This window comes from Achromobacter arsenitoxydans SY8 (assembly GCF_000236785.1).
GTDB lineage: Bacteria > Pseudomonadota > Gammaproteobacteria > Burkholderiales > Burkholderiaceae_B > Achromobacter > Achromobacter arsenitoxydans.
The window spans coordinates 63,964-90,398 of sequence record NZ_AGUF01000087.1 but is presented as its reverse complement, the minus strand read 5'-3'; the positions used below and the strand labels follow the sequence as shown (position 1 = coordinate 90,398).

Annotated in this window: 20 protein-coding genes; 8 read left to right on the top strand and 12 right to left on the bottom strand. The window is 66.3% G+C overall.

All coding sequences use genetic code 11. The annotated features are described in order from the left end of the window. Positions 1-30 precede the first annotated feature (30 nt). On the bottom strand, positions 31-2,736 hold the full coding sequence (acnA, locus tag KYC_RS26480; protein WP_008168326.1) for an aconitate hydratase AcnA: 2,706 nt from the start codon (positions 2,734-2,736) through the stop codon (positions 31-33). Between the two features lie 236 nt (positions 2,737-2,972). Further along, positions 2,973-3,881 (bottom strand): LysR substrate-binding domain-containing protein, encoded by a 909-nt coding sequence (locus KYC_RS26475; protein ID WP_008168324.1) that lies wholly within the window; start codon positions 3,879-3,881, stop codon positions 2,973-2,975. 148 nt (positions 3,882-4,029) lie between these two features. On the opposite strand from KYC_RS26475, the gene KYC_RS26470 reads away from it, so the two are divergent. Then, positions 4,030-4,962: a pirin family protein gene (locus tag KYC_RS26470; RefSeq protein ID WP_008168322.1), complete on the top strand. Its 933-nt coding sequence runs from the start codon at positions 4,030-4,032 to the stop codon at positions 4,960-4,962. Positions 4,963-5,187: 225 nt separating this feature from the next. After that, complete coding sequence (locus KYC_RS26465) at positions 5,188-7,413, top strand: TonB-dependent receptor (protein ID WP_043519332.1); 2,226 nt, start codon at positions 5,188-5,190, stop codon at positions 7,411-7,413. A 95-nt stretch (positions 7,414-7,508) separates the two neighbouring features. Here KYC_RS26465 and KYC_RS26460 read toward each other — a convergent pair whose 3' ends face one another. The 4 genes from KYC_RS26460 to KYC_RS26445 form a co-directional block, all read right to left on the bottom strand. After that, complete coding sequence (locus KYC_RS26460) at positions 7,509-8,105, bottom strand: transglycosylase SLT domain-containing protein (RefSeq protein ID WP_008168318.1); 597 nt, start codon at positions 8,103-8,105, stop codon at positions 7,509-7,511. A 193-nt stretch (positions 8,106-8,298) separates the two neighbouring features. Next, positions 8,299-10,890, bottom strand: a complete 2,592-nt coding sequence (acnB, locus tag KYC_RS26455; protein ID WP_008168316.1) for a bifunctional aconitate hydratase 2/2-methylisocitrate dehydratase — start codon at positions 10,888-10,890, stop codon at positions 8,299-8,301. 209 nt (positions 10,891-11,099) lie between these two features. Beyond that, positions 11,100-11,897, bottom strand: coding sequence for an FxLYD domain-containing protein (locus tag KYC_RS26450; RefSeq protein ID WP_043519331.1), 798 nt, complete (start codon positions 11,895-11,897; stop codon positions 11,100-11,102). Beyond that, positions 11,887-12,762: an FxLYD domain-containing protein gene (locus KYC_RS26445; RefSeq protein ID WP_043519329.1), complete on the bottom strand. Its 876-nt coding sequence runs from the start codon at positions 12,760-12,762 to the stop codon at positions 11,887-11,889. The genes KYC_RS26450 and KYC_RS26445 overlap by 11 nt, the downstream gene beginning before the upstream one ends. Before the next feature lie 316 nt (positions 12,763-13,078). On the opposite strand from KYC_RS26445, the gene KYC_RS26440 reads away from it, so the two are divergent. Continuing rightward, positions 13,079-13,843, top strand: coding sequence for a TSUP family transporter (locus tag KYC_RS26440; RefSeq protein ID WP_008168314.1), 765 nt, complete (start codon positions 13,079-13,081; stop codon positions 13,841-13,843). 39 nt (positions 13,844-13,882) lie between these two features. Here the strand turns inward: KYC_RS26440 and KYC_RS26435 are convergent, their stop codons facing one another. The 4 genes from KYC_RS26435 to KYC_RS26420 all read right to left on the bottom strand — a co-directional run bounded on the left by KYC_RS26435 (position 13,883) and on the right by KYC_RS26420 (position 17,633). Further along, complete coding sequence (locus KYC_RS26435) at positions 13,883-14,323, bottom strand: CBS domain-containing protein (RefSeq protein WP_043519327.1); 441 nt, start codon at positions 14,321-14,323, stop codon at positions 13,883-13,885. A 128-nt stretch (positions 14,324-14,451) separates the two neighbouring features. Then, entirely contained in the window at positions 14,452-15,357 is a 906-nt protein-coding gene (locus KYC_RS26430) for a LysR family transcriptional regulator (protein ID WP_008168310.1), read from the bottom strand. Between the two features lie 112 nt (positions 15,358-15,469). After that, entirely contained in the window at positions 15,470-16,474 is a 1,005-nt protein-coding gene (locus tag KYC_RS26425) for an acyl-CoA dehydrogenase family protein (RefSeq protein ID WP_043519360.1), read from the bottom strand. 10 nt (positions 16,475-16,484) lie between these two features. Next, on the bottom strand, positions 16,485-17,633 hold the full coding sequence (locus KYC_RS26420; protein WP_008168307.1) for an acyl-CoA dehydrogenase family protein: 1,149 nt from the start codon (positions 17,631-17,633) through the stop codon (positions 16,485-16,487). A gap of 276 nt (positions 17,634-17,909) precedes the next feature. Between KYC_RS26420 and KYC_RS26415 the strand changes: the two genes are divergently transcribed. Genes KYC_RS26415 through bktB form a run of 3 tightly spaced genes read left to right on the top strand, consistent with a single transcriptional unit; the run spans position 17,910 to position 20,944 of the window. Next, on the top strand, positions 17,910-18,878 hold the full coding sequence (locus KYC_RS26415; RefSeq protein WP_008168304.1) for a Bug family tripartite tricarboxylate transporter substrate binding protein: 969 nt from the start codon (positions 17,910-17,912) through the stop codon (positions 18,876-18,878). A gap of 29 nt (positions 18,879-18,907) precedes the next feature. Then, positions 18,908-19,708, top strand: coding sequence for a crotonase/enoyl-CoA hydratase family protein (locus KYC_RS26410; RefSeq protein ID WP_008168303.1), 801 nt, complete (start codon positions 18,908-18,910; stop codon positions 19,706-19,708). A gap of 54 nt (positions 19,709-19,762) precedes the next feature. Continuing rightward, positions 19,763-20,944, top strand: a complete 1,182-nt coding sequence (bktB, locus tag KYC_RS26405) for a beta-ketothiolase BktB (RefSeq protein ID WP_008168302.1) — start codon at positions 19,763-19,765, stop codon at positions 20,942-20,944. A 63-nt stretch (positions 20,945-21,007) separates the two neighbouring features. On the opposite strand, the gene KYC_RS26400 is transcribed toward bktB, so the two are convergent. Both KYC_RS26400 and KYC_RS26395 read right to left on the bottom strand, forming a co-directional pair. Continuing rightward, positions 21,008-22,597 (bottom strand): DUF1963 domain-containing protein, encoded by a 1,590-nt coding sequence (locus KYC_RS26400; protein ID WP_008168301.1) that lies wholly within the window; start codon positions 22,595-22,597, stop codon positions 21,008-21,010. Positions 22,598-22,636: 39 nt separating this feature from the next. Next, positions 22,637-23,410 (bottom strand): IclR family transcriptional regulator, encoded by a 774-nt coding sequence (locus KYC_RS26395; RefSeq protein WP_043519324.1) that lies wholly within the window; start codon positions 23,408-23,410, stop codon positions 22,637-22,639. A gap of 112 nt (positions 23,411-23,522) precedes the next feature. On the opposite strand from KYC_RS26395, the gene KYC_RS26390 reads away from it, so the two are divergent. Next, positions 23,523-24,326, top strand: a complete 804-nt coding sequence (locus KYC_RS26390) for an enoyl-CoA hydratase (protein ID WP_008168299.1) — start codon at positions 23,523-23,525, stop codon at positions 24,324-24,326. Further along, positions 24,323-26,407, top strand: a complete 2,085-nt coding sequence (locus KYC_RS26385) for an acetate--CoA ligase family protein (RefSeq protein WP_008168298.1) — start codon at positions 24,323-24,325, stop codon at positions 26,405-26,407. Before KYC_RS26390 ends, KYC_RS26385 begins: the two co-directional genes overlap by 4 nt. Positions 26,408-26,435: the final 28 nt, after the last annotated feature.

The following is a 26,435-nucleotide window of genomic DNA, read 5'->3' as shown; positions in this document are numbered from 1 at the left end:
TTTTCAGTGCTGTCCGTCAGCGTCTGCGGATCAGGCCGCCAGCAGTTGGCGCAACACGAACGGCAGGATGCCGCCATGCTGGTAGTAATCCACTTCAATGGGCGTGTCGATGCGCAGCAGCACCGTCACGTCCTGCTTCGAACCGTCCTTGCGGGTGATCGTCAGCGTCACGTCCTGCATCGGCTTGATGCCGTTTTCCAGGCCCGAGATGTCGTACGTTTCTTCGCCGGTGATGCCCAGCGACTGCACGCTGTCGCTGCCCTTGAACTGCAGGGGCAGCACGCCCATGCCCACCAGGTTGCTGCGGTGGATGCGTTCGAAGCTGCGGGTGATGACCGCCTTGACGCCAAGCAGCTGGGTGCCCTTGGCGGCCCAGTCGCGCGACGAGCCAGTGCCGTATTCTTCGCCGCCGAACACCACGGTGGGCGTGCCGGCCGCGACGTACTTCATGGCCGCGTCGTAGATGGACATCTGTTCGCCGGTGGGCTGGAACAGCGTTTCGCCGCCTTCGAAGCGGCTGCCGTCGGGCAGGGACGGAATCATGAGGTTCTTGATGCGCACGTTGGCGAAGGTGCCGCGCATCATGATTTCATGGTTGCCGCGGCGCGAACCGTAGCTGTTGAAGTCGGCCTTCATCACGCCGTTTTCCTTCAGCCACTTGCCCGCGGGCGAGGTTTCCTTGATGGAGCCGGCCGGCGAAATGTGGTCGGTGGTGACAGAGTCGCCGAACACGCCGAGCGCGCGCGCGCCCTTGACCGTGGGCATCTCGCCCGGCGTCATGCCGAAGCCTTCGAAGAAGGGCGGTTCGGCGATGTAGGTCGAATCCGGCCAGTTGTAGGTGTCGCCGTTGACGCCCTTGATGTTCTCCCAGAGCTTGCCCGGATTGCTCTTGACCTGGCCGTAATTGGCCTCGAAGGCCTTGGGGTCGAGCGCGTGCTTGAGCAGCGCGTTGACTTCTTCGGAGGACGGCCAGATGTCGCCCAGCCAGACGTCGCCGTCCTTGCCGCGGCCGACCGGTTCGGTCATGAGGTCGCGCGTGACGGTGCCGGCCAGCGCGTAGGCCACGACCAGCGGCGGCGAGGCCAGGAAGTTGGCCTTGATGTTCGGGTGGATGCGGGCTTCGAAGTTGCGGTTGCCGGACAGCACGGCCGAGCACACCAGGTCGTTGCCGGTGATGGCTTCGTTCAGGTCGGGGGTGAGGTCGCCGGCGTTGCCGATGCAGGTCGTGCAGCCGTAGGCCGCCACGTCGAAGCCGAGCTTTTCCAGGTAGGGCAGCAGGCCCGTCTTGGTCAGGTAGTCGGTAACCACGCGGGATCCGGGCGCCAGCGACGTCTTGATGTGCTTGGGCACGCTGAGTCCGGCTTCCACCGCCTTCTTGGCCAGCAGTCCCGCGGCCAGGAGGACGTTGGGGTTGGACGTGTTGGTGCAGGACGTGATGGCGGCGATCAGGATGTCGCCATTCTTGATCTGCGTGCCCGCGCTGGTGGTGAAGGTCTGGTCGAGCTTTTCGGCGGGCTGGTTGAAGCCGTTTTCAGCGACCGGCTTGGAGAACAGGTCGATGAAGGTGTTCTTGACGTTGCCGATTTCGATGCGGTCTTGCGGACGCTTCGGGCCGGCCAGCGACGGGGCCACGGTGGACAGGTCCAGCGTCAGCAGCTTGGTGAAGTTGATGTCCCGGGCCGCCGGGATGCCGAACATCTTCTGGGCCTTGAAATAGGCCTCGAAGGCGGCGATTTCTTCTTGGGTGCGGCCGGTGCCGCGGAAATAGTCGATGGTGCGTTCGTCGACCGGGAAGAAGCCCATGGTGGCGCCGTATTCCGGCGCCATGTTGCCGATGGTGGCGCGCTCGGCCACGGTCAGGCTGGCGGTGCCTTCGCCACAGAATTCGACGAACTTGCCCACGACCTTTTCACGGCGCAGCATTTCGGTGATGGTCAGCACCAGGTCGGTGGCGGTGACGCCGCCGCGCAGTTGGCCCTTCAGTTCCACGCCGACGACGTCGGGGGTCAGGAAGTACACGGGCTGGCCGAGCATCCCGGCTTCGGCCTCGATGCCGCCCACGCCCCAGCCGACCACGCCGATGCCGTTGATCATGGTGGTGTGGCTATCGGTGCCCACCAGGGAATCGGGGTAGTAGACGTTGTTCTTCTTGTCCTGGTGCACGCCGCGCGCCAGGTATTCCAGGTTGACCTGGTGGACGATGCCGAAGCCCGGAGGCACGACGCCAAAGGTGTCGAACGCCTGCATGCCCCATTTCATGAACTGGTAGCGCTCTTGGTTGCGCTTGAATTCCAGCTTCATGTTCAGGTCCAGCGCGTCCTTGGTGCCGAAGTAGTCGATCATGACCGAGTGGTCCACCACCAGGTCGACCGGCACCAGGGGTTCGATGCTCTTGGGGCTCTTGCCCATCTTGTCGGCCACCGAGCGCATGGCGGCGATGTCCGCCAGCAGGGGCACGCCGGTGAAGTCCTGCAGCACGACGCGGGCGACGACGAAGGGAATTTCGTCTTCGCGCTTGGCATTGGCCTGCCAACTGGCGAGCTGCTTGACGTGGTCTTCAGTGACTTTCTTGCCGTCGCAGTTGCGCAGCACGGATTCCAGCACGATGCGGATGGACACCGGGAGACGCTGCACATCAATGCCCAGCGACTTGCCCAGGGCCGGCAGCGAATAGTACTGACAGGACTTATTGCCGATCTTGAAATTCTTGAGTGTGTCTAGGGTGTTGTGCGGCATGATGGACTCCGTGGTTTTGCCCAACTGAAGGCGGCATTTTCAGGCGTTTCGGCACGTTTGTCATTGTCTGCGAGACAAGCTTGCCAGTGATCTGTGTCTTATATCTTATATAAGACTTGCGTGACGCGTCAAAGTTCCGGCCCTTGCTTCGCGCCGGACGGATCGTGTTCGGCGAAACCCCTACTTTGGCCGACGCGCGCAAAGCCTGCAAGACCCCCACGCGGCAATGCGGGCGCTCAGGCCAGCAGCGCCGGCAACGCCGCGGCCACGCATTCCAGGAAGCGCCGCAAGGCCAGGGGCTCGCCTTGGCGCGCCGGCATGACGGCATAGATGCGGGCGGGCTCGGCGTTCCAGCCGGGAAGCAGCCCGACCAGCTCGCCCTTGTCCAGCAAGTCTTTGCACAGATAGCGCGGCACCAGCGCCGCGCCCAGCCCCGCGCGCGCCATCGTCCGCAGGGCCGCCATGTTGCTGCTGACGCAGCGCGGCACGAATTCCACCGCCGCGGAGTCGCCCGCCGGCCCGGCGAAACGCCAGGTCTGCGGGCCGTCCTGCGTGGCATGGGCCAGCAGCGGCAGGCCGGCCAGGTCCAGCGGATGGCGGGGCGCGGCCTTGGCCATGGCCGGGCTGCACACCAGGATGCGCGGCACCGGCGCCAGTTCGCGCGCGATCAGGCGGGAATCGGTGAGGGATGTGGCCTGGGCCCGGAACGCCAGGTCGTAGCCTTCGGCGACCAGGTCGACGACCTGGTCCCGCGTATCCAGCAGTACGCGCACGCCCGGATGGGTCTGGCAGAAGCGCGCCACCAGATCGCTCAGCACGTTGACCGCGAGGGGAGAGGGCGCGGTGATGCGCAGCAGGCCGCCAGGGGTGTCGCCCATGGACGCGGCCAGGTCATACACCGTGCGGGCTTCGCGGGCCAGGGCTTGTGCGTGGGCGTAGATCTGTTCGCCCATAGGCGTGAGCGACACGCGGCGCGTGTTGCGCTGGAGCAGCCGCACGCCCAGGCGGCCCTCAAGCTCGGCCACGCGCCGGCTGAGCTTGGAACGTTGCATATTCAACACACGGGCGGCCGCGGAGAAGCCGCCTTTTTCGACGACCTCGTTGAATAGCAGCAGGTCGTCCAGGCGATGGATATAGCTAGGCATACGGTGTTTTAAACGCAGTTTCGCGGAAGATGAGGAATTGTCCTATAAAACAGGACAATTATTCCTGAAATTGGTCTCTACTGTCCGGCTGGCGGAACGCATAAGCTGTGCCCCGAAATCAATTCAGCACCAATTCAGGCAGTTTTTTTTGACTCTTCATCTCAGCGCCGTCGTCGCCGGTTCCAACAAGTCCGTGGGCGACGCCTGCTCCATCCGCCAGTTTCGCCACTCCGATTTTTCAAAAGGCATGTCGCCGCTGGTGATGGTGGACCATTTCGTCATGACCGGCCCGGCCTTCGGGCCGCACCCGCATACCGGCATCGCGGCGGCGACCCTGTTGCTGGAAGACAGTACGGGCGTGATGCAGAGCCTGGACAGCACCGAGGCCAACCGCGAGATCCGCGCGGGCGACCTGCACTGGACGCAGGCGGGCAGGGGCATCGCGCATGTGCAGCGCCCGGCTGGCGAGGCCAGGCTGCACGGTCTGCAGATCTTCATCGACCTGCCCCAGCACCTGAAATCCCTGCCGGCCTCGACCTCGCTGCTGCGGGCCTGGGAAATGCCCGTCATCCAGACCGTCTCGGGCCGCATCAGGGTGGTCGCCGGCAGCTATGAAGGCTGGGAGTCTCCGCTGCAAACGCCGGAACCCTTGCTGATGCTGGACGGCTGGCTGCGGCCGGGCGCCACCACGCTGGTGCCCGTGCCGCCCGGTTGGAACGCCTGGTTCTTCGCGGTGCAGGGCGACCTGGGCGTGCGCGCCAGGCACCGCCGCAAAGGCGCGGCCCCCTTGCCGAAGGTCGCGGGCGGGGATCCGGACTTCGCGGTGCTGCCGGCAGGGTCGGCGGCCGCGGCCAGTGCAACGCCGGACGGCGAGGAGGGCGTCCTGGTGCTGATGGCGGGCAAGACGCCTGCGCATTTCGTCCTGATCGCGGGGCCCGCCGTCGATGCGCCGGCGGCCGGGCGCAACGCGCCGACGCGGGACGGGCGCCAGGCGCTGGCCGAGGCGCTTGCAGCCTATGGCTCCGCCGCGGGGCATGCCGAGGCCGACGCCGACGCCGCGTTGCAGGATGCCGCCGCCTGATCGCTAAGCCGGCGCCTTGTTGTGATCGCGCAACAAATCCCTCGATTTCATTTGAGGGACGCAATGAGAATGATTCTCTTTTGGTAACATTTGCCTCGTTAGACCTCAAGACCCCAGGGCGAACGGGCTTTGTTGGCGCCGTCTCCGGGCGCCGCGGCAGTTCAAAAGGGATTTTGCGGATCTCCACCGCAACGCGGATCGTTTCCGCCCTACCAGCGTCCCGATATGAAAATTCGAACTCTTGCTTGCATGGCTGCCGCGCTGCCGTGCCTGAGCGCCGTCCACGCCCAGACCGCGCCCCAAACTCAGCCCGCCACGACGAACGGCCCCGTGACCTCGATGGACGCCATCCGGGTCGAGGCCAGCGCCGACGCGTCGGCCGGCGGCTTGTCCGCGCCCTTCGCCGGCGGGCAGGTGGCCCGCGGCGGCCGCGTCGGCATCCTGGGCACGCTGGACAACATGAGCACGCCCTTCAGCGTCACCAGCTACACCAATGAACTGATCCAGGATCGCCAGGCCAAGAGCGTCGGCGACGTGCTGCAGAACGATTCCGGCGTGCGCGTGGCGCGCGGCTTCGGCAACTTCCAGGAGTCGTACTTTATTCGCGGCTTCATCCTGAGCTCGGACGATGTGGCCTATAACGGTCTGTTCAGCCTGCTGCCCCGGCAGTACATCGCAACTGAATTGTTTGAACGTGTGGAAGTGCTGCGCGGCGCTTCAGCTTTCCTGACAGGCTCGCCTCCTAGCGGCGGCGGTATCGGCGGCGTCATCAATCTAGTTCCCAAGCGCGCGCCCAACGAGCCTTTGACGCGAGTAACTACTGGTGTTGCCAGCGGTGGACAGTTCCTCGCGTCCACCGACGTTGCGCGTCGATTTGGGCCAGACGACAGCACGGGCATCCGGATCAACGCTGCTCAGCGTAGCGGCGATACTGGTATTGATGATGAGCATTCCCGTACCAGTCTGGTTTCTCTGGGGCTTGATTGGCGGTCGGCGGACACGCGCTTGTCGGCCGATATCGGATGGCAGGAGAACAAGCTCAAGCGCGCACGGCCGAACGTGACGCTGGCTCGAAACGTAACCGTAGTCCCCGATGCACCGGATGCAAGTTCCAATTACGCTCAGCCGTGGTCGTACTCTAATGAACGCGACGTCTTTGGTACCGTACGGGCGGAGCACGATTTCAGCGACAAGTTGACGGGATGGGCCGCTTATGGTTTTCGACGCAGTGATGAATCCAATTCTCTGGGCAACGTGACCGTCACCAACGGGAGCACAGGCGCAGCACAGTTCTCGCGCTTTGATAACGTTCGCGAGGACCAGGTTGATACGGGTGAATTCGGCATGCGGGCGAACGTAAAAACTGGATCTGTTGGCCATCAGTTCGTCGCTTCGGCCTCGTTTTTCCAATTGAAGAAAGACAATGCCTACGCTACCGGTGGAACTCGTCAGACCAACATTTACGACCCTGTGTCGTACTACGATGCGCCGCCGTTGACGAACGTAGTCGGCAATATGGACAATCCTTCCTTGCAAGGGCGCATTCAGACCAGCAGCTATGCAATTGGCGACACGATGTCCTTCTTTGAAGACCGTGTTTTGTTGACCGCGGGTATTCGCCACCAGCGCCTGTCAAGCCGCAGCTATGACTACAACAGTGGCAAAGAGACCGCATCGTATGATGCGAGCCATAACTCGCCGGCGGCGGGCCTTGTTGTCAAAGTATCGCCCAGCGTGTCGCTCTACGCGAACTATATTGAAGCGTTGGTCGCGGGCGATACGGCGCCAGCCACAATCGCTACAAGCTCGGGTTCGGGCACATTGGATGTCGTGAACGCCGGTCAGAGCCTGGCGCCTTATGTCTCCAAGCAAAAGGAAATTGGCGTTAAGTATGAAGGCGAGTACTTCGGCTCCACGCTGGCCCTGTTCACTACGGACAAGCCTCGCGCATACACCGATCTCTCCGACCTCACGTTTAAGGAGGCAGGGAAGGACCGTCACCAGGGCGTTGAGTTGAACGTTTTCGGTGAAGTGACGCGTAGCGTGCGCTTGCTGGGCGGCTTTACATGGTTGGATGCGGAACAGCGTTCCACCGGCGATCCGGCTATCAATGGCAATCGCGTGATCGGTGTGCCTCGCTTCCAATCCACCATGGGTGCGGAGTGGGACATTCCGGGTGTTCAGGGACTGACGGTCGATGGTCGCGTCGTCTACACCGGTTCGTCGTATGCCAATGCGCAAAATACCTTAAAGGTGCCGGGTTGGACGCGCTTTGACGCCGGGGTTCGATACATGACCGACGTCGGTGGTCATACGCTGACGCTGCGTGCTCGCGTCGAGAACATCGCCAACCGCAACTATTGGGCGTCCGTTGGGGGCTACCCGGGTTCAGGATATCTAGTCCTGGGTGGTCCGCGCACGTTCTCGTTGTCGGCGAGCATGGACTTCTAAGTATCGGCGGGCCCATGCCAGCCTGCATAAGTATCCCGGCCTTCGCGCCGGGATTTTTTTCGCCTGCCTTCAGGCCTGGAGCGGAAACAGCCCGCTCACCAGAACCACCCGCCCCGCGTCAGGCTCGCTTCGCAGCTCTTGTACTGCGCCGTGAACTTCTCGGCGCGCGCCTGCACTTTCTGCGACACGGTCTTGAGCCAGGCCTTGCGGTCGAAACTGCGGTTGCGATAGCCGGTCCAGCCTTCGTGGTAGTTCAGGTACTGGCCGTAGGCGTCCCATTTCGAAACGCCGTTGATTCGCTGGGTCTTGTTCATGTACCAGCCCATGAAGTCCAGCGCGTCCGCGAAGTTGTCGCGGCTGGAGGTCCAGCCGCCGGCTTCCCGCTTGTAGTCGGCCCAGGTTTCGTCCTTGGCCTGGGCGTAGCCGTAGGCGGAGCTCACCCGGCCCCAGGGAATGATGCCCAGGAAGTAGTAGCGGGGCGGCAGGGCGTCGTGCTGGTAGGAGGACTCCTGGTACATCATGGCCATGGGGACCGGCACCGGGGCGCCCCATTTTTTCTGCACATCCAGCGCGGCATCGTGCCAGTCCGGCTTCTCGCGGAAGATGGCGCAGATGTTCTCGGGATTCGAGGGTGGCGCGGTGGCGCAGCCGGCCAGCGTCAGCAAAAGCGGCGGCAGCAATAGCCGGGTCATTGGCGGGCGTACTCCAGGATTGGGCGCCGGGGTTTCCCCGGCGGTGTTACACGGGCTTCCCGGATTGTATTGAAACGTTTCGTCCTGGCAGGCGTTTTGGCCCCAAAAAATTGCGGCGGAACGAAAAAAAACGGCCCCGGGCGAGTGCGCCGGGGCCGTCGTCAGGCCGTCAGGCCTGGCATGCGGGCAGGGATCAGACCTCGATCACGTCCGCCACGTCCTTGTAGTCGGCGATCTTGTCGAAGTTCAGGTACTGGTAGATCTGGTCGCCGCTCTTGTTGATGACGCCCATGTCGGCCATGTACTCGTCCTTGGTCGGGATGCGGCCAAGCTTGGAGCAGATGGCGGCCAGTTCCGCCGAACCCAGGTACACGTTCGTGTTCTTGCCCAGGCGGTTCGGGAAGTTGCGGGTGCTGGTCGACATGACGGTGGCGCCTTCGCGCACTTGCGCCTGGTTGCCCATGCACAGCGAGCAGCCCGGCATTTCCGTACGGGCGCCGGCGGTGCCGAACACGCCGTAGTGGCCTTCTTCGGTCAGTTGCGTGGCGTCCATCTTGGTCGGGGGGGCGACCCACAGCTTGACCGGGATGTCGCGCTTGCCTTCGAGCAGCTTGGAGGCTGCGCGGAAGTGCCCGATGTTGGTCATGCAGCTGCCGATGAACACTTCGTCGATCTTGGCGCCGGCGACTTCGGACAGCGTCTTGACGTCGTCCGGGTCGTTCGGGCAGGCCACGATGGGCTCGTGCACGTCGGCCAGGTCGATCTCGATGATGGCGGCGTATTCGGCGTCGGCGTCCGGTTCCAGCAGCTTGGGATCAGCCAGCCAGGCTTCCATGGCCTTGATGCGGCGGCCCAGCGTGCGCTCGTCTTCGTAGCCGTTGGCGATCATCCACTTCAGCATCACGATGTTGCTGTTGATGTATTCGATGATCGGTTCCTTGTTCAGGTGCACCGAGCAGCCGGCGGCCGAACGTTCGGCGGAAGCGTCCGACAGTTCGAAGGCTTGTTCGACCTTCAGGTCGGGCAGGCCTTCGATTTCAAGGATGCGGCCGGAGAAGATGTTCTTCTTGCCTTGCTTGGCAACGGTCAGCAGGCCTTGCTTGATGGCGTACAGCGGGATGGCGTTGACCAGGTCGCGCAGGGTGACGCCGGGTTGCAGCTTGCCCTTGAAGCGGACCAGCACCGATTCCGGCATGTCCAGCGGCATGACGCCGGTGGCGGCGGCGAAGGCGACCAGGCCCGAGCCGGCCGGGAACGAGATGCCGATGGGGAAGCGGGTGTGCGAGTCGCCGCCGGTGCCGACGGTGTCGGGCAGCAGCATGCGGTTCAGCCACGAGTGGATCACGCCGTCGCCGGGGCGCAGCGAGACGCCGCCGCGGGTGCTGATGAACTCAGGCAGCGTGTGGTGCGTCTTCACGTCCACGGGCTTGGGGTAGGCGGCGGTGTGGCAGAACGACTGCATCACCAGGTCGGACGAGAAGCCCAGGCAGGCCAGGTCCTTCAGTTCGTCGCGGGTCATGGGGCCGGTGGTGTCCTGGCTGCCGACCGAGGTCATCTTCGGTTCGCAGTAGGTGCCCGGGCGGATGCCCTTGCCTTCCGGCAGGCCGCAGGCGCGGCCGACCATCTTCTGGGCCAGCGTGTAGCCGCGGCCGGAGTCGACCGGATCCTTGGGCAGGCGGAACAGCGTGGACGGGGCCAGGCCCAGGGCTTCGCGAGCCTTGGCGGTCAGGCCGCGGCCGATGATCAGCGGAATGCGGCCGCCGGCGCGCACTTCGTCGAACAGGACGTCGGACTTGACTTCGAATTCGGCGATGACTTCGCCGTTCTTGATGGCCTTGCCGTCATAGGGGCGCAGTTCGACCACGTCGCCCATTTCCATCTTGGAAACGTCGAGTTCGATCGGCAGGGCGCCGGCGTCTTCCATGGTGTTGTAGAAGATCGGGGCGATCTTGTTGCCCAGGCACACGCCGCCGAAGCGCTTGTTCGGCACGAAGGGGATGTCTTCGCCCGTGAACCACAGCACCGAGTTGGTGGCGGACTTGCGCGACGAACCCGTGCCGACCACGTCGCCGACGTAGGCGACCAGGTGGCCCTTGTCTTTCAGGGATTCGATGAACTTGACCGGGCCGCGCTTGCCGTCTTCTTCCGGTTCGAACGCGGCGCCGTCGCGCTTGTTCTTGAGCATCGCCAGGGCGTGCATCGGGATGTCGGGGCGGGTGGTGGCGTCGGGAGCGGGCGACAGGTCGTCGGTGTTGGTTTCGCCGGGAACCTTGAAGACCGTGATGGTCAGGCTTTCCGGCAGTTCCGGACGGCTGGTGAACCATTCGGCGTCGGCCCAGCTTTGCAGCACGGCCTTGGCGTTGGCGTTGCCCTTGTCGGCCTTTTCCTTCACGTCGTGGAAGGCGTCGAACATCAACAGGGTCTTCTTGAGCGCATCGGCGGCGATGGTGCCGATTTCCGCATCGTCCAGCAGGTCGACCAGCGGGCCAATGTTGTAGCCGCCGAGCATCGTGCCCAGCAGTTCAGTCGCCTTGGCACGGCTGATCAGCGCACAAGCTTCCTTGCCCAGCGCGATGGCGGCCAGGTACGAAGCCTTGACCTTGGCGGCGTCGTCCACGCCGGCCGGCACGCGGTGGGTCAGCAGTTCGACCAGGTTCTGCTCTTCTCCGGCGGGCGGGTTCTTCAGCAGTTCGATCAGTTCAGCGGTTTGTTTGGCCGTAAGGGGCAGCGGGGGAATCCCCAGAGCCGCGCGTTCGGCAACGTGTTGGCGGTAAGTATCCAGCATGTGAGGCCTGCTCAAAGTCGGGTTGGAAGAAGGGTTGTTGGCCGGAATTGTAGAAGCAAGTGGGGGCGGCAAGCAAATGTCTTATATCTTATATAAGACTTGGAGTGGCAGCTGTTGCTCGGCGGCGACGGCCGGTTCCGTCGGGACAAGCAAAAGGCGGCCCGTGCGAGGCCGCCTGGAAGGGACGCCAAAGGACGCGCCGGCGGCGTCTAGAGGGCGCTGGCGTCGTAGACCACGCCAACGCGCGCGAAATTCCCGCCGTATTGCTTGACGCTGACCTCGAACGGGGCGCTGTCGCCGGGAGGCAGGCGCGGCAGGCGCAGTTCCTGGAAACTGGCGCCGGACAACTGGCCCTGGGCGTCGTACAGGCTGACCCAGACGCGCACCTTTTCCACCTCGGATTGGCTGTCGTTGCGCACCCTCCCATGCACCGTCACGTATTTGTAACGGAAGCGGTAGCTGAAATTCAGGGTGCCGGTGCCGATGCCGGCCTCGGTGTTTTCCACCGATACGTCCAGTTTGGGACGCGGCCCGGGCAGGGCGGCGCGCTTGGCCGGCAGCCACTGGGTCTTGACCTCGCTGTAGCGCTCGACGCGGCCTGTCAGCGCCACCGGCACCCGTTCGCCGGGGTAGAGGCTGGCTGGCAGGCTCCACGACTGGCGCAGGTCCAGCCGGCGCGAGCCGTCGAAGACCGCGATTTCGGCGCGTGGCGACAGGGCGACGTATTGGTCGCTGGTGTTGACCAGTTCCGCATACAGAACGGGGCGCTCGATCTCGTCGAGCAGACGGCGGGGCGCCGACAGCGTGAGCGCGGCGGAGTCGAACAGGGCGAAGTCCGGATCCAGCAGCTCTTCCGTGGTCAGGCGCACGTGGTCGATAACGCGCACGTTGGCGGGGCTGACGTGCACGATGCGGCTGGCGGAGGGCTCGGCGGCGCAGGCCGCGGCGGCGAGCACGAATAGCGCCAGCCCGGCCAGGCGGCTGGCGGCGGTGGAGTCAGCTTTCACTTTGCACCATGTAGTCGTAGGAGGCGACCTCGCCGTCGCGCAGCATCTCGCTGCGCACATCGAAGGACGTCAGCGCGCCCGGGGCCAGCGGGCTGGCCGTGGCGTAGCCGTTGCCGAAGCCGATCAGCCTGCCGTCCGCGCCGTAGAGCATTACGGTGATCTGCGTGCTGCCGGCGGGGCTGGTTCCCTGGTTGCTGATCAGGCCGACCAGGCGGTAGGTGCCGTCGTTGCGGACGAGCTGCACCTTGCTGGCGGCGACGTCATTGTTCTTGCCGCGGGCCGGGGAGGGTGTGCCGACCTGCAGGTCGTAGCGGGAGAAACCCTTGTCCGGCGCCGAGATCGTCATGGGGGTGTATTCGCCGGGCTGCAGCGTGCGGGCCGGGGCGGAGCCGGACGTGGACGCAAGCGACAGTTCGCCCTGGAAGAACGACGCCGTGACGCGGGGCACGTCGATTTTCCTGCCGGTTTCGTTGCGTACGAGCATGACTAGCTGCGTGCGGCCGCGCGTTTTGATTTCCTGCACGTCCGTCAGCTTGACCAGCGCCGCGTCGATGGGCGGCTCCACGGGGCGGCTTGGCGCCGCCGGCCGGGAATTCAGGTTCGATACGGCAAGGGGGATGACGACGGCGGCCAGGACCGCCAGCGCGATCGCCGCGATGGCCGACGTCTTGATCTGGGGCGCCTGCGGCTTCTGTATGTTGCGCAGGATCTTTTCGAGCCGCTGGGCGACGTTGTCCTCGACCAGCGTGACCGCATGGCAATGACTGCATCGGTACTCGTTGGTGTCGAGCTTGGTGAACTGGGCGCTGCCGCAGGTGGAGCAGGTCAGGGTCACCGTATTGATTGTGGTTTGTTTGGGGGTCATTCTGGCAGTGCGCGCGTGCCGGCCCGTGAAGGCGCTCCGGGATGGGGCGGCCGGGCAGGCGTGTCGGGGCTTGCAGGGCGGCAAGGATAGCGGCAGGCCGCAGGCGGCGTGGTGCATACCGCATCAGTTTGTGACCAGATGTTTGCGCGAACCCCGTCGGCGGGAAGATTCGGGGCGTGATCGGCCGGTGCTATCATCCCCGGCACAAAACCGTTAACCCGTTAATCCGTTAGCACGCCGTTTCCCGTCGATCCGCTCTCTGCGCGTGGCCGCGCAGCCGGGGCTGAGCCGAGGCTGGTCTGGCTCTTCCCTGCGCATGAGCATTTATCAACATCTGCTGTTCCTTGCCTGCGTGGCGCTCGCCACGTATGCCCAGACGATGACGGGGTTTGCGTTCGGCCTGGTGCTGCTGGGTCTGTCGGGCGTGTTCCAGCTGGCGTCGGTGTCCGAAGTGGCCAATGTGGTCAGCGTCCTGTCCCTGGTGAACGCCGCCGTCACCCTGGCGCGCGCCAAGCCGCAGGTGAACTGGTCGCTGCTGACGCCCGCCGCAATCAGCAGCCTTGCCGGTGTCGCGGTGGGCGTGGCGGCGCTGACGTGGATCAGCGGATCCATGGCCGTGCTGCTGCAGTTGCTGCTGGGCATCACCATCCTGGCCTGCGCCATCCTGCTGGTGGCGCGGTCCCAGCCGCTGGCGCAGTTGTCCTCGCGCGCGTCGTGCATGTTTTTCGGCGGGGTGTCCGGCGTGCTGGGCGGCTTGTTTTCCAGCGCGGGTCCGCCCATGGTCTATCACCTGTACCGCCAGCCCCTGCCGCTGGCGACGATCCGCAACAGTCTGCTGATCCTGTTCTCGCTCAATGCGACCGTGCGCCTGGCGCTCGTGACCGGGCAGGGCGCCTTCATGGCGTCTTCGTTCTGGCTGAGCTTGCAGGCGCTGCCGGTCGTGATCGGGGTGACCTGGATGGCGCGCCGCTACAGCACGGAAAATTCGATGAAGACGGTCAAGCGCATGGTGTTCGTGCTGCTGCTGGCCGCCGGTCTGGGACTGATCGTGCCGGCGTCGCGGATGCTCGCGGCGGGCTGAGCGCCGCCGCGGATCCCGCAGACATGCGGCGGCGCGGCGTTAGCCGCGTTCGCCGGTGATATAGCGTTCGAGTTCGTGGATGATGAATTTCTGTTCGCTCATTACGTCCTTGACCAGGTCGCCGATGGACAGCAGGCCGACGAGCTTGTCGTTGTCGATGACCGGCAGGTGGCGGAAATGCCGTTCGGTCATCATGGCCATACAGTGCTCGCGGGTGTCGGCGGGGCCCACGTAGTAGACGGACTCCGTCATGATTTCGCGGACTTTGGTCGTGCGCGATGAGCGGTCCTGCAGCACGATCTTGCGCGCGTAGTCGCGTTCGGTCAGCATGCCCAGCACCACGTCGCCTTCCACCACCACCACGGCCCCGATGCTGCGTTCGGCCATCGTCTTGACCGCCTCGAACACCGACGAGTCCGGCGAAACCGTTACGACGGCATGATTGGCCTTTTCCCTGAGAAGCTCAGCAACTGTCTTCACGATGTGCTCCCGAATCGCTGGTGAGGTTCGAACATCGGCCCCGCGGCGCACCGGGCGTCCAGAGGGTGCCGCGGCGTGACCATGCTCCATCCTAAGCCTGCCTGCGGCATTGCCGCAAGCGGGGAGGCTTATTTCGTGTTTTTGTCGCGAAAGGCCTGGACTGCCATTTCGCGCAGGTTGCGCGCAGCGCTGCGTTCGGTGGCGGGGTTCCACGCGAGCGAAATGCCGATGGAGGCGCCGGCGGGAAAATCGGCCAGCGCCTTGTAGACGACGCTGGTGCCAGGATGGCGCCGCCCGCCCGCCGGCACCAGGGCCACGCCCAAGCCGCTTTCGACCAGGCTTAGCAGGGTCTGCACCTGCACGGCCTCCTGCGTGATGCGCGGCGTAAAGCCGCGCAGTTGGCAGGCGTTGATCGCGGCCATGCGCAGGCCCGCGGCCTCGGTGGCGGTGTACATGATGAAGGGCTCCTGCGCCAGGTCGGCCAGCCGGATCCGGCCGCGCCGCGCCAGCGGGTGCGCCTTGGGCACCGCCAGCGCGAAGTCCTCGGTAGTCAGCGGCGCCAGGCGCACGTTCGATCCCATGGCCACCGGCACGCGCACGATGCCGACTTCAAGCGTGTCCTCTTCCAGTTCCTGCATGATGCGGATCGACGTGGCTTCGCGCAGCACCACCGTGACGCCTGGATAGCGCTGGCGGAACAGCGGCAGGATGCGCGGCAGCACGCCATGCGTGGCCGAACCCACGAAGCCGATGCGCACCGTCCCGCCTTCGCCCGCGGCGCCCGCGCGCGCGGCCAGGCGGAACTGTTCGGCATGGAACAGGGCGCGGCGCGCCTCGTCCAGCGCCGCCAGGCCGGCTTCCGTCAGTTTCACGCCCTGGCGTCCGCGCAGGAACAGCGGCACGCCCACAAGCTCTTCCAGCTTGCGTATCGACACCGACAGCGGCGGCTGCGACATGTGCAGTTTCTCCGCGGCGCGATGGAAGTTCAGCGTTTCCGCAAGGACAAGGAACTGCTGCAGGTGACGGAAATCCATGGCGACAATCCTGGCGTGGAAGACGCCGCATGATACGGTGCGCGGCGCCGGCTGGGGCGGCGCTCGGGTCAGGCGATTGCGTCTTCGGCGCGCGGCCCGGCCAGCGCCACATTCATGCCGCTTCCTTGCCGTAGAGCGCCGTGCGCAGGTACGACAGCGCATCGGCGCCGCCCGCGATCGCGTCGCCGCCGATGCGTTCGTGCCAGTGCGATTCCGAGCCGCCCGCCAGCCGCCATTCGCGCAGGCGCCGGGTGTAGAGCTGCAGGTCGAATTCTTCGGTGACGCCAATGGCGCCATGCACGGCGTGCGCAATGTCGGCCACGACGGGCGCGGCCTGGCTGGCGCGCGCCTTGCCCAGCGCCGCCAGCAGGGGGCGGGGCAGTCCGCCGTCGCCCTGGAAGGCCAGTTGCGCCGCCATGCGGACGGCCCATACGTGTTCGGCCATGACGCTGATTTGCTGCTGCACCGCCTGGAAGCGGCCGATGGGCTTGCCGAACTGCGCGCGCTGGTTGGCGTAGTCCAGCGTCATCGCCAGCACGCGGTCCATGGCGCCGGCGATCAGCGCGGCGTAGGCGGCGGCCGCCAGCGCGTCCAGGGCCGCGGGGGCGTCGATGCGGCGGGCGTCGTCCAGCGCCCAGGAAACTTCCGCATCCAGGCTGCCGTGCACGCCATTGGGCCGGATGCAGGCCGTGCGCATGGGCAGCAGCCAGGCCTGGCCGCCGATGCCGGCGAGCACATGGCCGGCCGTGCGCGCCCACGGCACGCTCACGCCCGCGATGCGCTCGCCATCAATGGCGAGCCCCTGCGGCGCCAGCGCGATGGAACCGGCGGGCGGCTGCCGGCCCGTCCGGCTCAGCCAGCCGCGCGCCAGCAGCGTATGGGCGATGGGATGGGGGCACAGATGGCGGCCGGCGGCCAGCACGACGGGCAGCGCGTCGGCCAGGCTCAGCCCGGCGCCGCCGTGTTCTTCCAGCACGAGCGCGTCGGCAAAGCCCGCTTCCTCGCAGGCCTGCCACGCGCTGTCGGGCGGCTGGCCCTGTTCGGCCCGGCGGATCACGTCCGGCGTGCAGGTCTGCGCAAAGAGCCGTTCGGCGGCGTCGCCAAAGAGGTTGTCCATGATGTCGTCCTTATCGAAGGCCAAGGCCGCGGGCGAGGATGCCGCGCAGGATTTCCCGGGTGCCGCCGCGCAACGAATACGTGGGGGCGACCTGTTCCAGATACGCCAGCGTGCGCAGCAGCGGCAGGGGCGGGGGCTGGTCCGGACGCCGGCCCAGGGCATCGCCGATCAGGCGCGGAATGGCCTGTTCCAGTTCAGTGCCCAGGTCCTTCACCAGCGAGGCCTCGATGGCGGGGCTTTGCCCCGCTGCGAGCTTGCCCGCCACCGACAGGGACATGGCGCGCAGTACCGCCATCTGGGACAGGATGCTGCCCAGCGCGGCGCGGCTGGCGGGGTCGTCGCCTGCGGCGCGGCAATGCGCCAGCCAGCATTCCAGCAGCGCGATGCTGGAATACAGGCGCTCGGGCCCGCTGCGCTCGAAGGCCAGTTCGGCGTTCACCTGCGCCCAGCCGGCGCCTTCCTCGCCGATCAGCGCGTCGGCGGAAAGCTCGACGTTGTCGAAGAAGACCTCGGAGAAATGCGCGTCGCCCGCCAGGTCTTCGATGGGACGCACCGACACGCCCGGCAGCGACAGGTCCACGATGACCTGCGACAGGCCCTGGTGGCGGTCCTGCGCCGTGCCCGACGTGCGCACCAGCGCAATCATGTAGTGCGAACGGTGCGCATTGGTGGTCCATATCTTGCTGCCGTTCAGCCGCCAGCCGTTTGCCGCGGGCTCGGCGCGCGTGCGGATGCTGGCCAGGTCCGAACCGGAGCCGGGTTCGCTCATGCCGATGCAGAAAAAGGCCTGCGCGCGGCAGATGCGCGGCAGGTAGAAGTCTTTCTGAGCGGGCGTGCCGTACTTGAGGATCAGCGGGGCGCTCTGGCGGTCCGCGATCCAGTGCGCGGACACGGGGGCGCCCGCGCCCAGCAGCTCTTCGGACAATACGAAGCGCGCGAAGTGGCCGCGCGCCGCGCCGCCGTATTCGCGCGGCAGCGTCAGCCCCAGCCAGCCGCGCTCGGCCAGCTGGCGGCTGAAGCCCGCGTCGAATCCCATCCAGGAGCGGGCGCGCTCGTCGGGTTCCAGGCCATCCAGCGCGTCCGCCAGGAAGGCGCGCACCTCGGCGCGCAGGGCTTCGTCCTCGGGAGGAATGGCGGTCAGTTCAAGCGTATCTATCATCGGGCGCTCCGGTGCGGGCAACGGCGCCGCGACACTGGCGCCGAGGGCCACTATCCGGGAACGCGCTGAAAGCTGTCCAATATTATTTTTTGGATTTCCGATATGTATTCCGTATCGGTGAGGCTGGCCCAAGGGGGGGATATTGCACGCGATACCGCAGCGGTATCACCTGCGCAAAAATTAATATTAGACGCCGCCTGCCGCCCCTGCCTACGCTTCGTGCAGCGCCGTTCCTCGCCCAGCGCGGACCGAGCGACGACAACAAAGGAGACAGGCATGAAAAAGATGATGCGCCTGGCGGCGCTGACGTGCGCCGCATGGCTCGCGCTGCCCGGGACGGCCGCGCAGGCCGCGTACCCCGACAAGCCGATCCGGCTGATCGTGTCGTTCCCGCCGGGCAGCGGCACCGACAGCAATGCGCGCTATGTGGCGAAAAAGATGGAGGAAAAGCTGGGCGTGGCGGTAACGGTGGAGAACCGGCCGGGCGGCAACAGTTTCATCGCGGCCCAGGCCGTGGCCGCGGCGCAGCCCGACGGCTACACGCTGCTGCTCGCCAGCAATTCGCCCGTCGCGACCAACGCCGCGATGTACAAGAACCTGCCGTATGACCCGGTCAAGGATTTTGCGCCCGTGGCCCGGCTGGGCTATGGCGCGATGGCGCTGGCGGTCAAGTCCGATGCGCCGTTCAAGACGGTGGCCGACCTGGTGGATGCCGCGCGCAAGCGCCCCGGCGAGCTCAATTACGGCAGCGGCAGCGCGTCGTACCAGATCGCGACCGAACTGTTCCTGTCCATGGGCGGCATCAAGGCGAACCACGTGCCGTACCGCGGCGCGGCGCCGGCGCTCACCGACCTGGCCGGCGGGCAGGTGGACTTCGTGTTTGCGGATTACGGCGCGGTGATTCCGTTCGTGCAGAGCGGGCGCATGCGGCTGCTGGCCGTCACCGGCGACAGCCGGCTGAAGAGTTCGCCCGATACGCCTACCTTGCAGGAAGCGGGGTTTCCGGGCTACTACATGGTGAACTGGACGGCGGCCTTTGCGCCGGCGCGCACGCCCGCGGCTGTCATCGACACGCTGGCCGACACCTTGCTGGCCATTTATCGCACGCCCGACGCCGCCGAGTTCCTGGCGCGCACCAACTGGGAGGTCTTTCCGGTGGGGCCGAAGGAACTGGGCGAGTTCCAGCGCCAGGAAATCCGCAAGTGGGACGAGGCGGCCCAGCGCGCCGGCATCCCGAAGCAATGACAACCCGCCATTCGAGACAGGAGCAACCCATGGCAGAGCTTGTGCAGGTCGAACAGGGCGCCGACGGCGTCGTAACGCTGACCTTGAACGATCCGGCAACCCGCAACGCGCTTACGGGCAGCGCGATGGTGGATGAGCTGCTGGCCGAATTCGCGCGCATCGAACGCGACCCGTCCGTGCGCGTGCTCATCATCACCGCCGCTGGCAGCGTGTTCTCGTCGGGCGGAAACGTGAACGACATGCAGCGCCAGATCGGCCCGGACGTAGGCAGCGCCGCGTTGCGCCAGGAATACCGGCACGGCATCCAGCGCCTGCCCCTGGCGCTGCATGCGCTGGAAGTGCCGACCATCGCGGCGGTGAACGGCCCGGCCATCGGCGCGGGTTGCGACCTGGCGTGCATGTGCGATGTGCGCATCGCGGCGCAGGAGGCCACATTCGCCGAAAGTTTCGTCAAGCTGGGCATCGTGCCCGGCGACGGGGGCGCGTGGTTCCTGCCGCGACTGATCGGGTCGGCGCGGGCGGCCGAGATGTCGTTCACCGGCGACGCGATCGACGCGGCCACGGCTGCCGATTGGGGGCTGGTGTCGCGCGTGGTGCCGGCCGCAGAACTGCTGTCCACGGCGCGGGCGCTGGCGGCCCGCATGGCGGCCAATTCGCCCGACGCGGTGCGCCTGACCAAGCGCCTGCTGCGCGAAAGCCAGCATGTGCGCCTGGATACGCTGCTGGAACTGTCGGCGGCCTACCAGGCGCTGGCGCACAAGACGCCGGCGCACGCCGAGGCGGTCGGCCAATTCATCGCGCGCCGCGCCGCGCGCAAGCCGCAAGGATGAGGCCGGGACGGCGGCCGGGCAGTATGATGGAAAGCACTACAAGGAGGAAACACCATGAATGAAGTCATCGTCGCGTCGGCCGTCCGAACCGCCATTGGAGATTTCGGCGGGGCGCTCAAGGACGTGCCGCCCTGCGACCTGGGCGCCACCGTCATCAAGGCTGCGCTGGAGCGCGCCGGCGTATCGGGCAGCGAAGTCGGTCACGTCGCCGTCGGCCACGTCATCAACACCGAGCCGCGCGATATGTACCTGTCGCGCGTGGCCGCCATGAACGCCGGTATCGCCAAGGAAACCCCCGCCTTCAACGTCAACCGCCTGTGCGGCTCGGGCCTGCAGGCCATCGTGTCGGCGGCGCAGACCATCATGCTGGGCGACGCCGACATCGCCGTGGGCGCCGGCGCCGAAAGCATGAGCCGCGCGCCGTACATCGCGCCGGCCCAGCGCTGGGGTGCCCGCATGGGCGACAGCGTCATGCTGGACATGATGACCGGCGCATTGTCCGATCCGTTCGGCAAGATGCACATGGGCGTCACGGCTGAAAACGTGGCGGCGAAGTTCGGCATCAGCCGCCAGGACCAGGACGCCGTGGCCGCGGAATCGCACCGCCGCGCCGCCGCCGCCATCGACGCGGGCTATTTCCGTGATCAGATCGTTCCCGTGAAGATCAAGTCGCGCAAGGGCGAAATCGTGTTCGACACCGACGAGCACGTGCGCCGCGACGTCACGGCCGACAGCCTGGCCACGCTCAAGCCGGTTTTCCAGAAGGAAAACGGCACCGTCACGGCGGGCAACGCGTCCGGCCTGAACGACGGCGCGGGCGCGCTGGTGCTGATGAACGCCTCGGTGGCGGCCAAGCGCGGCATCAAGCCGCTGGCCCGTCTGGTGGCCTACGCGCACGCCGGCGTGGATCCCGACATCATGGGCATCGGCCCTGTGCCGGCTACCCAGGCCGCGCTCAAGCGGGCGGGCCTGACGGTGGATCAGCTGGACGTGATCGAAGCCAACGAGGCCTTTGCCGCGCAGGCTTGCGCCGTGTCGCGCGAGCTGAAGCTGGATCCGGCCAAGGTCAATCCCAACGGCAGCGGCATTGGCCTGGGCCACCCCATTGGCGCAACCGGCGCCATCATCGCCACCAAGGCGCTGCATGAACTGCAGCGCGTGGGCGGCCGCTATGCGCTGGTGACCATGTGCATCGGCGGCGGGCAGGGCATCGCCGCGATCTTCGAGCGGATCTGATCCGCTTGTAACGCGCGCCCGGCAGTCGCTCCGGCGGCTGCCGGGCGGCACGGCGATGCAGCCTTAATGGCTCTCCAGCCGCATTTCCACGCCCGAGAAATCACCGGCCTCCAGCTGCTGTGGCCTGATCCAGAAGTAGTAGGCGCCGACGTCGCCCCAGCACCAATCCATCCCGTTATCGGAAGCGATCTGCAGCAAGAGAAGCTCGTTTTGCGGCCCTTCGATCGCGTCGCTCTGCACGCCGTCGTGATAGCCGCCCATCCGATGGGGGCGATTGGACCATAGGCTCCGCGCAGCCGCCTCCAGGTTGGCAAGGCGATCGGCCGGAACGCGCGACCGCGTTTCGGGATTCAGCCAATCTGCCAGCGCTTCTTCTGTCGTGCCCTTGGGAATGGCGAGGTTTGTCTGGTCCGAGCGCTCGTGCAGGTTCAGTTGCCTGGCTTCACCATCACGGGTGATGAACAGTTCAAAACTGTGAAACTCTTTGCCGGCGAAACGCGACTGCAACTGATCCCAGTCGTGTCGGGAAAATGGCATTTCCGGTGGCCGCTCCGCGAGCTGGGCGGCTACCTCGTCGCAGTCTTCGGCGACGGATAGGCGCCACCGCTTCCGTTGCTCCAGATCGTGCTCTAGCCGCTGCTGAAGTCGTTTGACCGTATCGCAGGATTCGACCAAAGCTAAGGTCCGCTTCAGTTGGTCGACGGTCAGCGTGCGATAGTCGCTTTCCGCCCACTCAACGGCCGTCGCGAGTTGGATCGTCAAAGACTCGCGCAACTGATCGAGGCTGCTTTCCGCGCCGAGAACCTCATGGGCATCTTGGTTCCCCCGCTTGCCCCTGGGCTCGGTGCGCATGCTCGTGGCGAGGGCGCGAACGGCCCTCAACGCCTGCCCGAATGTATAGGGGGGCACGGCTTCCAAGTCTTGATACGGAAAAACCGGGGCGCCGTCATACAGTGTTTTCGCAAAGTCCTCGGGCGTCACGAAGCTGTGACGCTCGTTGCGATGCAGGACGTTCGGGAAACTGACGATATCCACAGGCCATCGGCGCCACACGGCGGGGACTGCTTCCCTGGGCAGCCAGTCATAGCTGCCGCCGGCATAGATCCCGTCATGCACGGGGCCCAGGTCTTGCGGCGCTTCCCGCTCCGGGCCCAGCTGTGGCAAGTGCATGATGCGGAACGCGTCGCTGCCGTCAGGGCATCCCTGATTGGGGTCGATGAACACGAGCAGCCAGCCTTCGCGCGGACCCAGGCCTCCCCATAGCTCCCGCGGCAGGTCCGAGCAGCAAATCTGCGCGAGAAAGTGCAGCGGCCGTTCGCCCTGATGCGGGTCTTCGGAAGAGATTGACCGGGGCCATTCAACGCCGTCGGGCATGCGGGGAATGCCGCCCAGCCACGAGCGGGCGGACTCGGCTGCACCGGGAGGAACCTGGCGGCGAAGAACGACCGAAACCGATTCGGACACGGTTGCCGGCGGTTGCGCCGGCGGGACGCCTCTTGGCGTCGAACTGGCGGGACCGCCAGTCCGGCCGCCCTCAACCTCGCCTTGCCGCTTTTTCTTGAACCATTTCGGCAGCACCCTCAGCAGCGAATAGGCGAGCAGGCCGTAGAAAATCAGCGGCAGGTATCCCGTCAAACCCCAGAATGAATTCATCAGCAATCCCTGGTTGGCGCAAAAACGTGTGCCGCCAGTTTAGATAACTTGCAGATAATCCTTGGCCCAGGCCTGGCATTCGGCGTGCAGCAGCGCGCCCATCTGCGCGCGGCGCGGGGCATCCAGCCGGCTGCTGATCGCGCCGAAGCTGAACGCCACCCAGGTCAGCTCCGACACCGGGAACGCGACGCCCACGCCCGACACGCCGGGCGTGATCGTGTCCACGATTTCCGAGTGGCCCGCGGCGCGGGTCTGCCTGACCGCCTTCATCAGCGCGGGGCTGGATACGCCGATCTGCGCGTAGCTGGCCGCGTGCCGTGCGTACAGCGCCGAAATTTCCTCGTCCGGCAGGCTGGCCATCAGGGCCAGTCCGCCCGCGCCCACGCCGAGCAGGCGGCGCTCGCCCTGGTCGATGGTGAACACTTTGACGGGGAATGACCCGGCCTCGCGCAGCAGGCACAGGGCGTAGTCGCCCTGGCGGATCACCAGGAACACCGTGTCGCCGGACAAGCGCGCGAGCTTCTGCGCGAAGGGGCGCAGCGCGTCCAGCAGCGGCGTGCGCCGCAGCGCGGCAAAACCCAATTGCATGGAATCCACGCCCAGCCGGTAGCGGCGAGTGGGGCCGTCGCGTTCGGCGAACTGCTCTTCCAGCAGGCAGCTCAGCAGGCGGTGGGCGGTGGAGCGTTCCAGCCCCGTCGCGGCCATGACGCCTTGCAGGTCGATGCCTTCTTCCTGGTGCTGGGCCAGCACGCGCAGCATGCCGAGCGCGCGGCGCATGCTTTGGGTGCCGCCGGTGGATCCTGGGGTGTTCATATTGTGGGAAAGTTGGTTTGAATATTTTGTATTTTAGGATTTGAGATGCGTTAATTCAATCCAACGGATCGCGTTGCATTCGACGGCGCGGCATCACAAGGATGAGGAGACTATGGAATACGCCACCCTGGCTGTCGAGCGGCACGATGCCGTATGCCGCATCAGCCTTGCGCGGGAGTCCGCGCGCAACGCGCAGAGCCAGCAGATGCTGGACGAGCTGGACGACGCCCTGACGCGGGCCGAGCAGGACGACGCGGTGCGCGTCGTGGTGCTGGCAGGGCGCGGCGCGCATTTTTCCGCGGGCCACGACCTGAAGGAAGCCCAGGCCAAGCGCGCCGATTTCACGGTCGAAGAGCGCTGGGAGTACGAATCGCGCCGCTACTACGGCTACTGCCTGCGCATCTGGGACTTTTCGAAGCCCACCGTGGCGCAGGTGCAGGGCGCCTGCGTGGCGGGCGGCTTCATGATCGCCAATATGTGCGACCTGGTGGTGTGTTCGGACACCGCGTATTTTTCGGACCCGGTGGGCCACACGCTGGCCGCCGCCGCCACCGAGGTGCTGATCCACCCCTGGGTGATGGGGCTGCGCAAGGCCAAGGAAATGCTCTACACCGGCGAAAAGGTGGACGCGCAGGAAGCGCTGCGCATCGGCATGGTGAACCGGGTCGTGCCCGAGGCCGAGCTGGACGCCGCGACGCTGGCGCTGGCCCAGCGCATCGCACAGGCGCCGCCGTTCGGGCTGCGGCTGATCAAGCGGTCGCTGAACCGCACGGCCGACGCGCAGGGCTTCCGCACGGCGCTGTCGGCGCACTTCGATACGCATCAGCTGTCGCACCTGAGCGAGGAATTCCAGGCGGTAAGGGAGCGCGGTCTGGCACAGGCCATCCAGAGAAATAAGAAGGGCGAGGCGGCATGACGCAGCATCTAGACCCGCTCCTCAACCCCCGCTCGATCGCCATGATCGGCGCCAGTTCCAACCCAGGCCGCATCGGCGGCATGCCGTTGGAACTGCTGACGCGATTTGGCTACAAGGGCGGCATCTATCCCGTCAATCCGAAGTACCAGGAGGTGTTCGGCCTGCGCTGCTGGCCGGAGATCGAAGCCGTGCCGGAACCGGTGGACCTGGCGGTGCTGGCGATCGCCGCGGCCGACGTGACGCCGATGCTGCGGCGCTGCCACGCCAAGGGCATCCGGGCTGCCATTGTCTACGCCGCGGGCTTTGCCGAAGCCGGCGGCGACGGCGTGCGGCTGCAGGACGAGCTGGAGGCCTTCGTGGCGGAAAGCGGCATGGCGGTGGCCGGCCCGAACTGCATGGGCTTCGCCAACCTGAACACGCAGGCCCACACCGCGTTCGCCTCGGTCTTCAAGACCGCGCCAGCGCAGGAGGGCACCGGCTCCGTCAGTTTGCTGACGCAGAGCGGCAATGTGTGCGCGGCGGTGTACGCCATCGCGCGCCGGCTGGGGCTGCCGTTTTCGCATTTCATCAACACGGGCAACGAGGCCTGCCTGGATTTCTCGCAGTACCTGGAATACCTGGCTGCGGATCCCCAGACGGAAATCGTGCTGGGCTACATCGAACAGCTGCGCGACGGCGAGCGCTTCGTGCGCGCCTGCCGCGAGCTGGAACGCCAGGGCAAGCTGCTGATCGCGTTGAAGGCGGGCGCCACGGACAAGGGCGCGCAGGCGGTGCAGTCGCACACGTCGGCGCTGGCCGGCGACCGCCGCGTGTATGCGGCGGCCTTTCGCCAGTTGAACGTCATCGAGGCGACGGACTTTGCGCAGATGGCGCACCTGGCCAGTCTCGCGACGCTGCGCCACCGCACGGCCGGCAAGCGCGTGGCGGTGCTGACGATGTCCGGCGCGCTGGGCGCCATCCTGGCCGACAAGTTCATCGGCGCGGGGCTGGACCTGCCGGACCTGCCGCCCGACCTGCAGTCGGTGCTGCGGGGCGGCATTCCCGATTACGGCATGGTGGGCAATCCGGTGGACGTGACCGGCAACGTGGTCAACGATCCGGCCTTCGTGCGCACTGTGCTGCAGGCGCTTGCCACGTCGGACGCGATCGACGCCGTGGTGGTGTACGCGCCCGGCTACATGCTGGACCGCATGGCCGATGCGCTGGCGGAAGCCTCGCGCCAGCACCGGCGCCTGTTCGTCGCCATCGACACCGGCCTGGCGCAAAGCCGCGCCGCGCTGCGCGAGGCCGAGGTGGCGGTGTTCGAGGACCTGGGGCAGGCGGTCGGCGCCCTGGCGCCTTACCTGCTGTGGTGCGACGCACGTGCGTCCCGGCGGCTGGCGCCCGCGCCGCGCCTGGATGCGGCCTCTGCGCCCGCGTTGCCCTGCAACGAGACGGATGCGCGCGCCTACGTGGCCGCCTTCGGCCTGCCGCAGGCGGTGTCCGCGGCGGCGCGCAGCGCGGACGACGCGGTTCGGGATGCGCGGACGGCGGGCTATCCCGTCGCGCTGAAGATCCTGAGTCCCGACATCGCGCACAAGACTGAAGCCGGCGGCGTGGCGCTGAACCTGGCCGACGACGAGGCCGTGCGCCACGCGCATGCCCAGGTGACGCAGGCCGCGGCGCGCGCGCAGCCCGACGCGCGCATCGACGGCGTGATGGTGCAGAAGATGGAGCGCGGCGTCGCGGAATTGATCGTCGGCGCCACGCGCGACCCCGTCTTCGGCCCCGTGCTGACGGTGGGGCTGGGCGGCGTGCTGACCGAGATCTACCAGGACACCAGCCACCGCCTGTTGCCGGTGGACGAGGACATCGCCCTGCAGATGCTGCGGGAACTCAAGGCGTTTGCGCTGCTGGACGGCTATCGGGGCAAACCCCGTGGCGACCTGGCGGCGGCATGCAGGAGCATCGTGGCCGTGGGCAATGCATTGCTTGCCGCGCCCGCGCATGTGGCGGAGATCGAAGTCAATCCATTGCTCATCAAAGAGGCGGGACAAGGCGTCGCGGTGCTGGACGCGCTGATCCTGCCCGCAACCCCGTAGCGCGACAGCGCACACCCAAGGAGGAGAC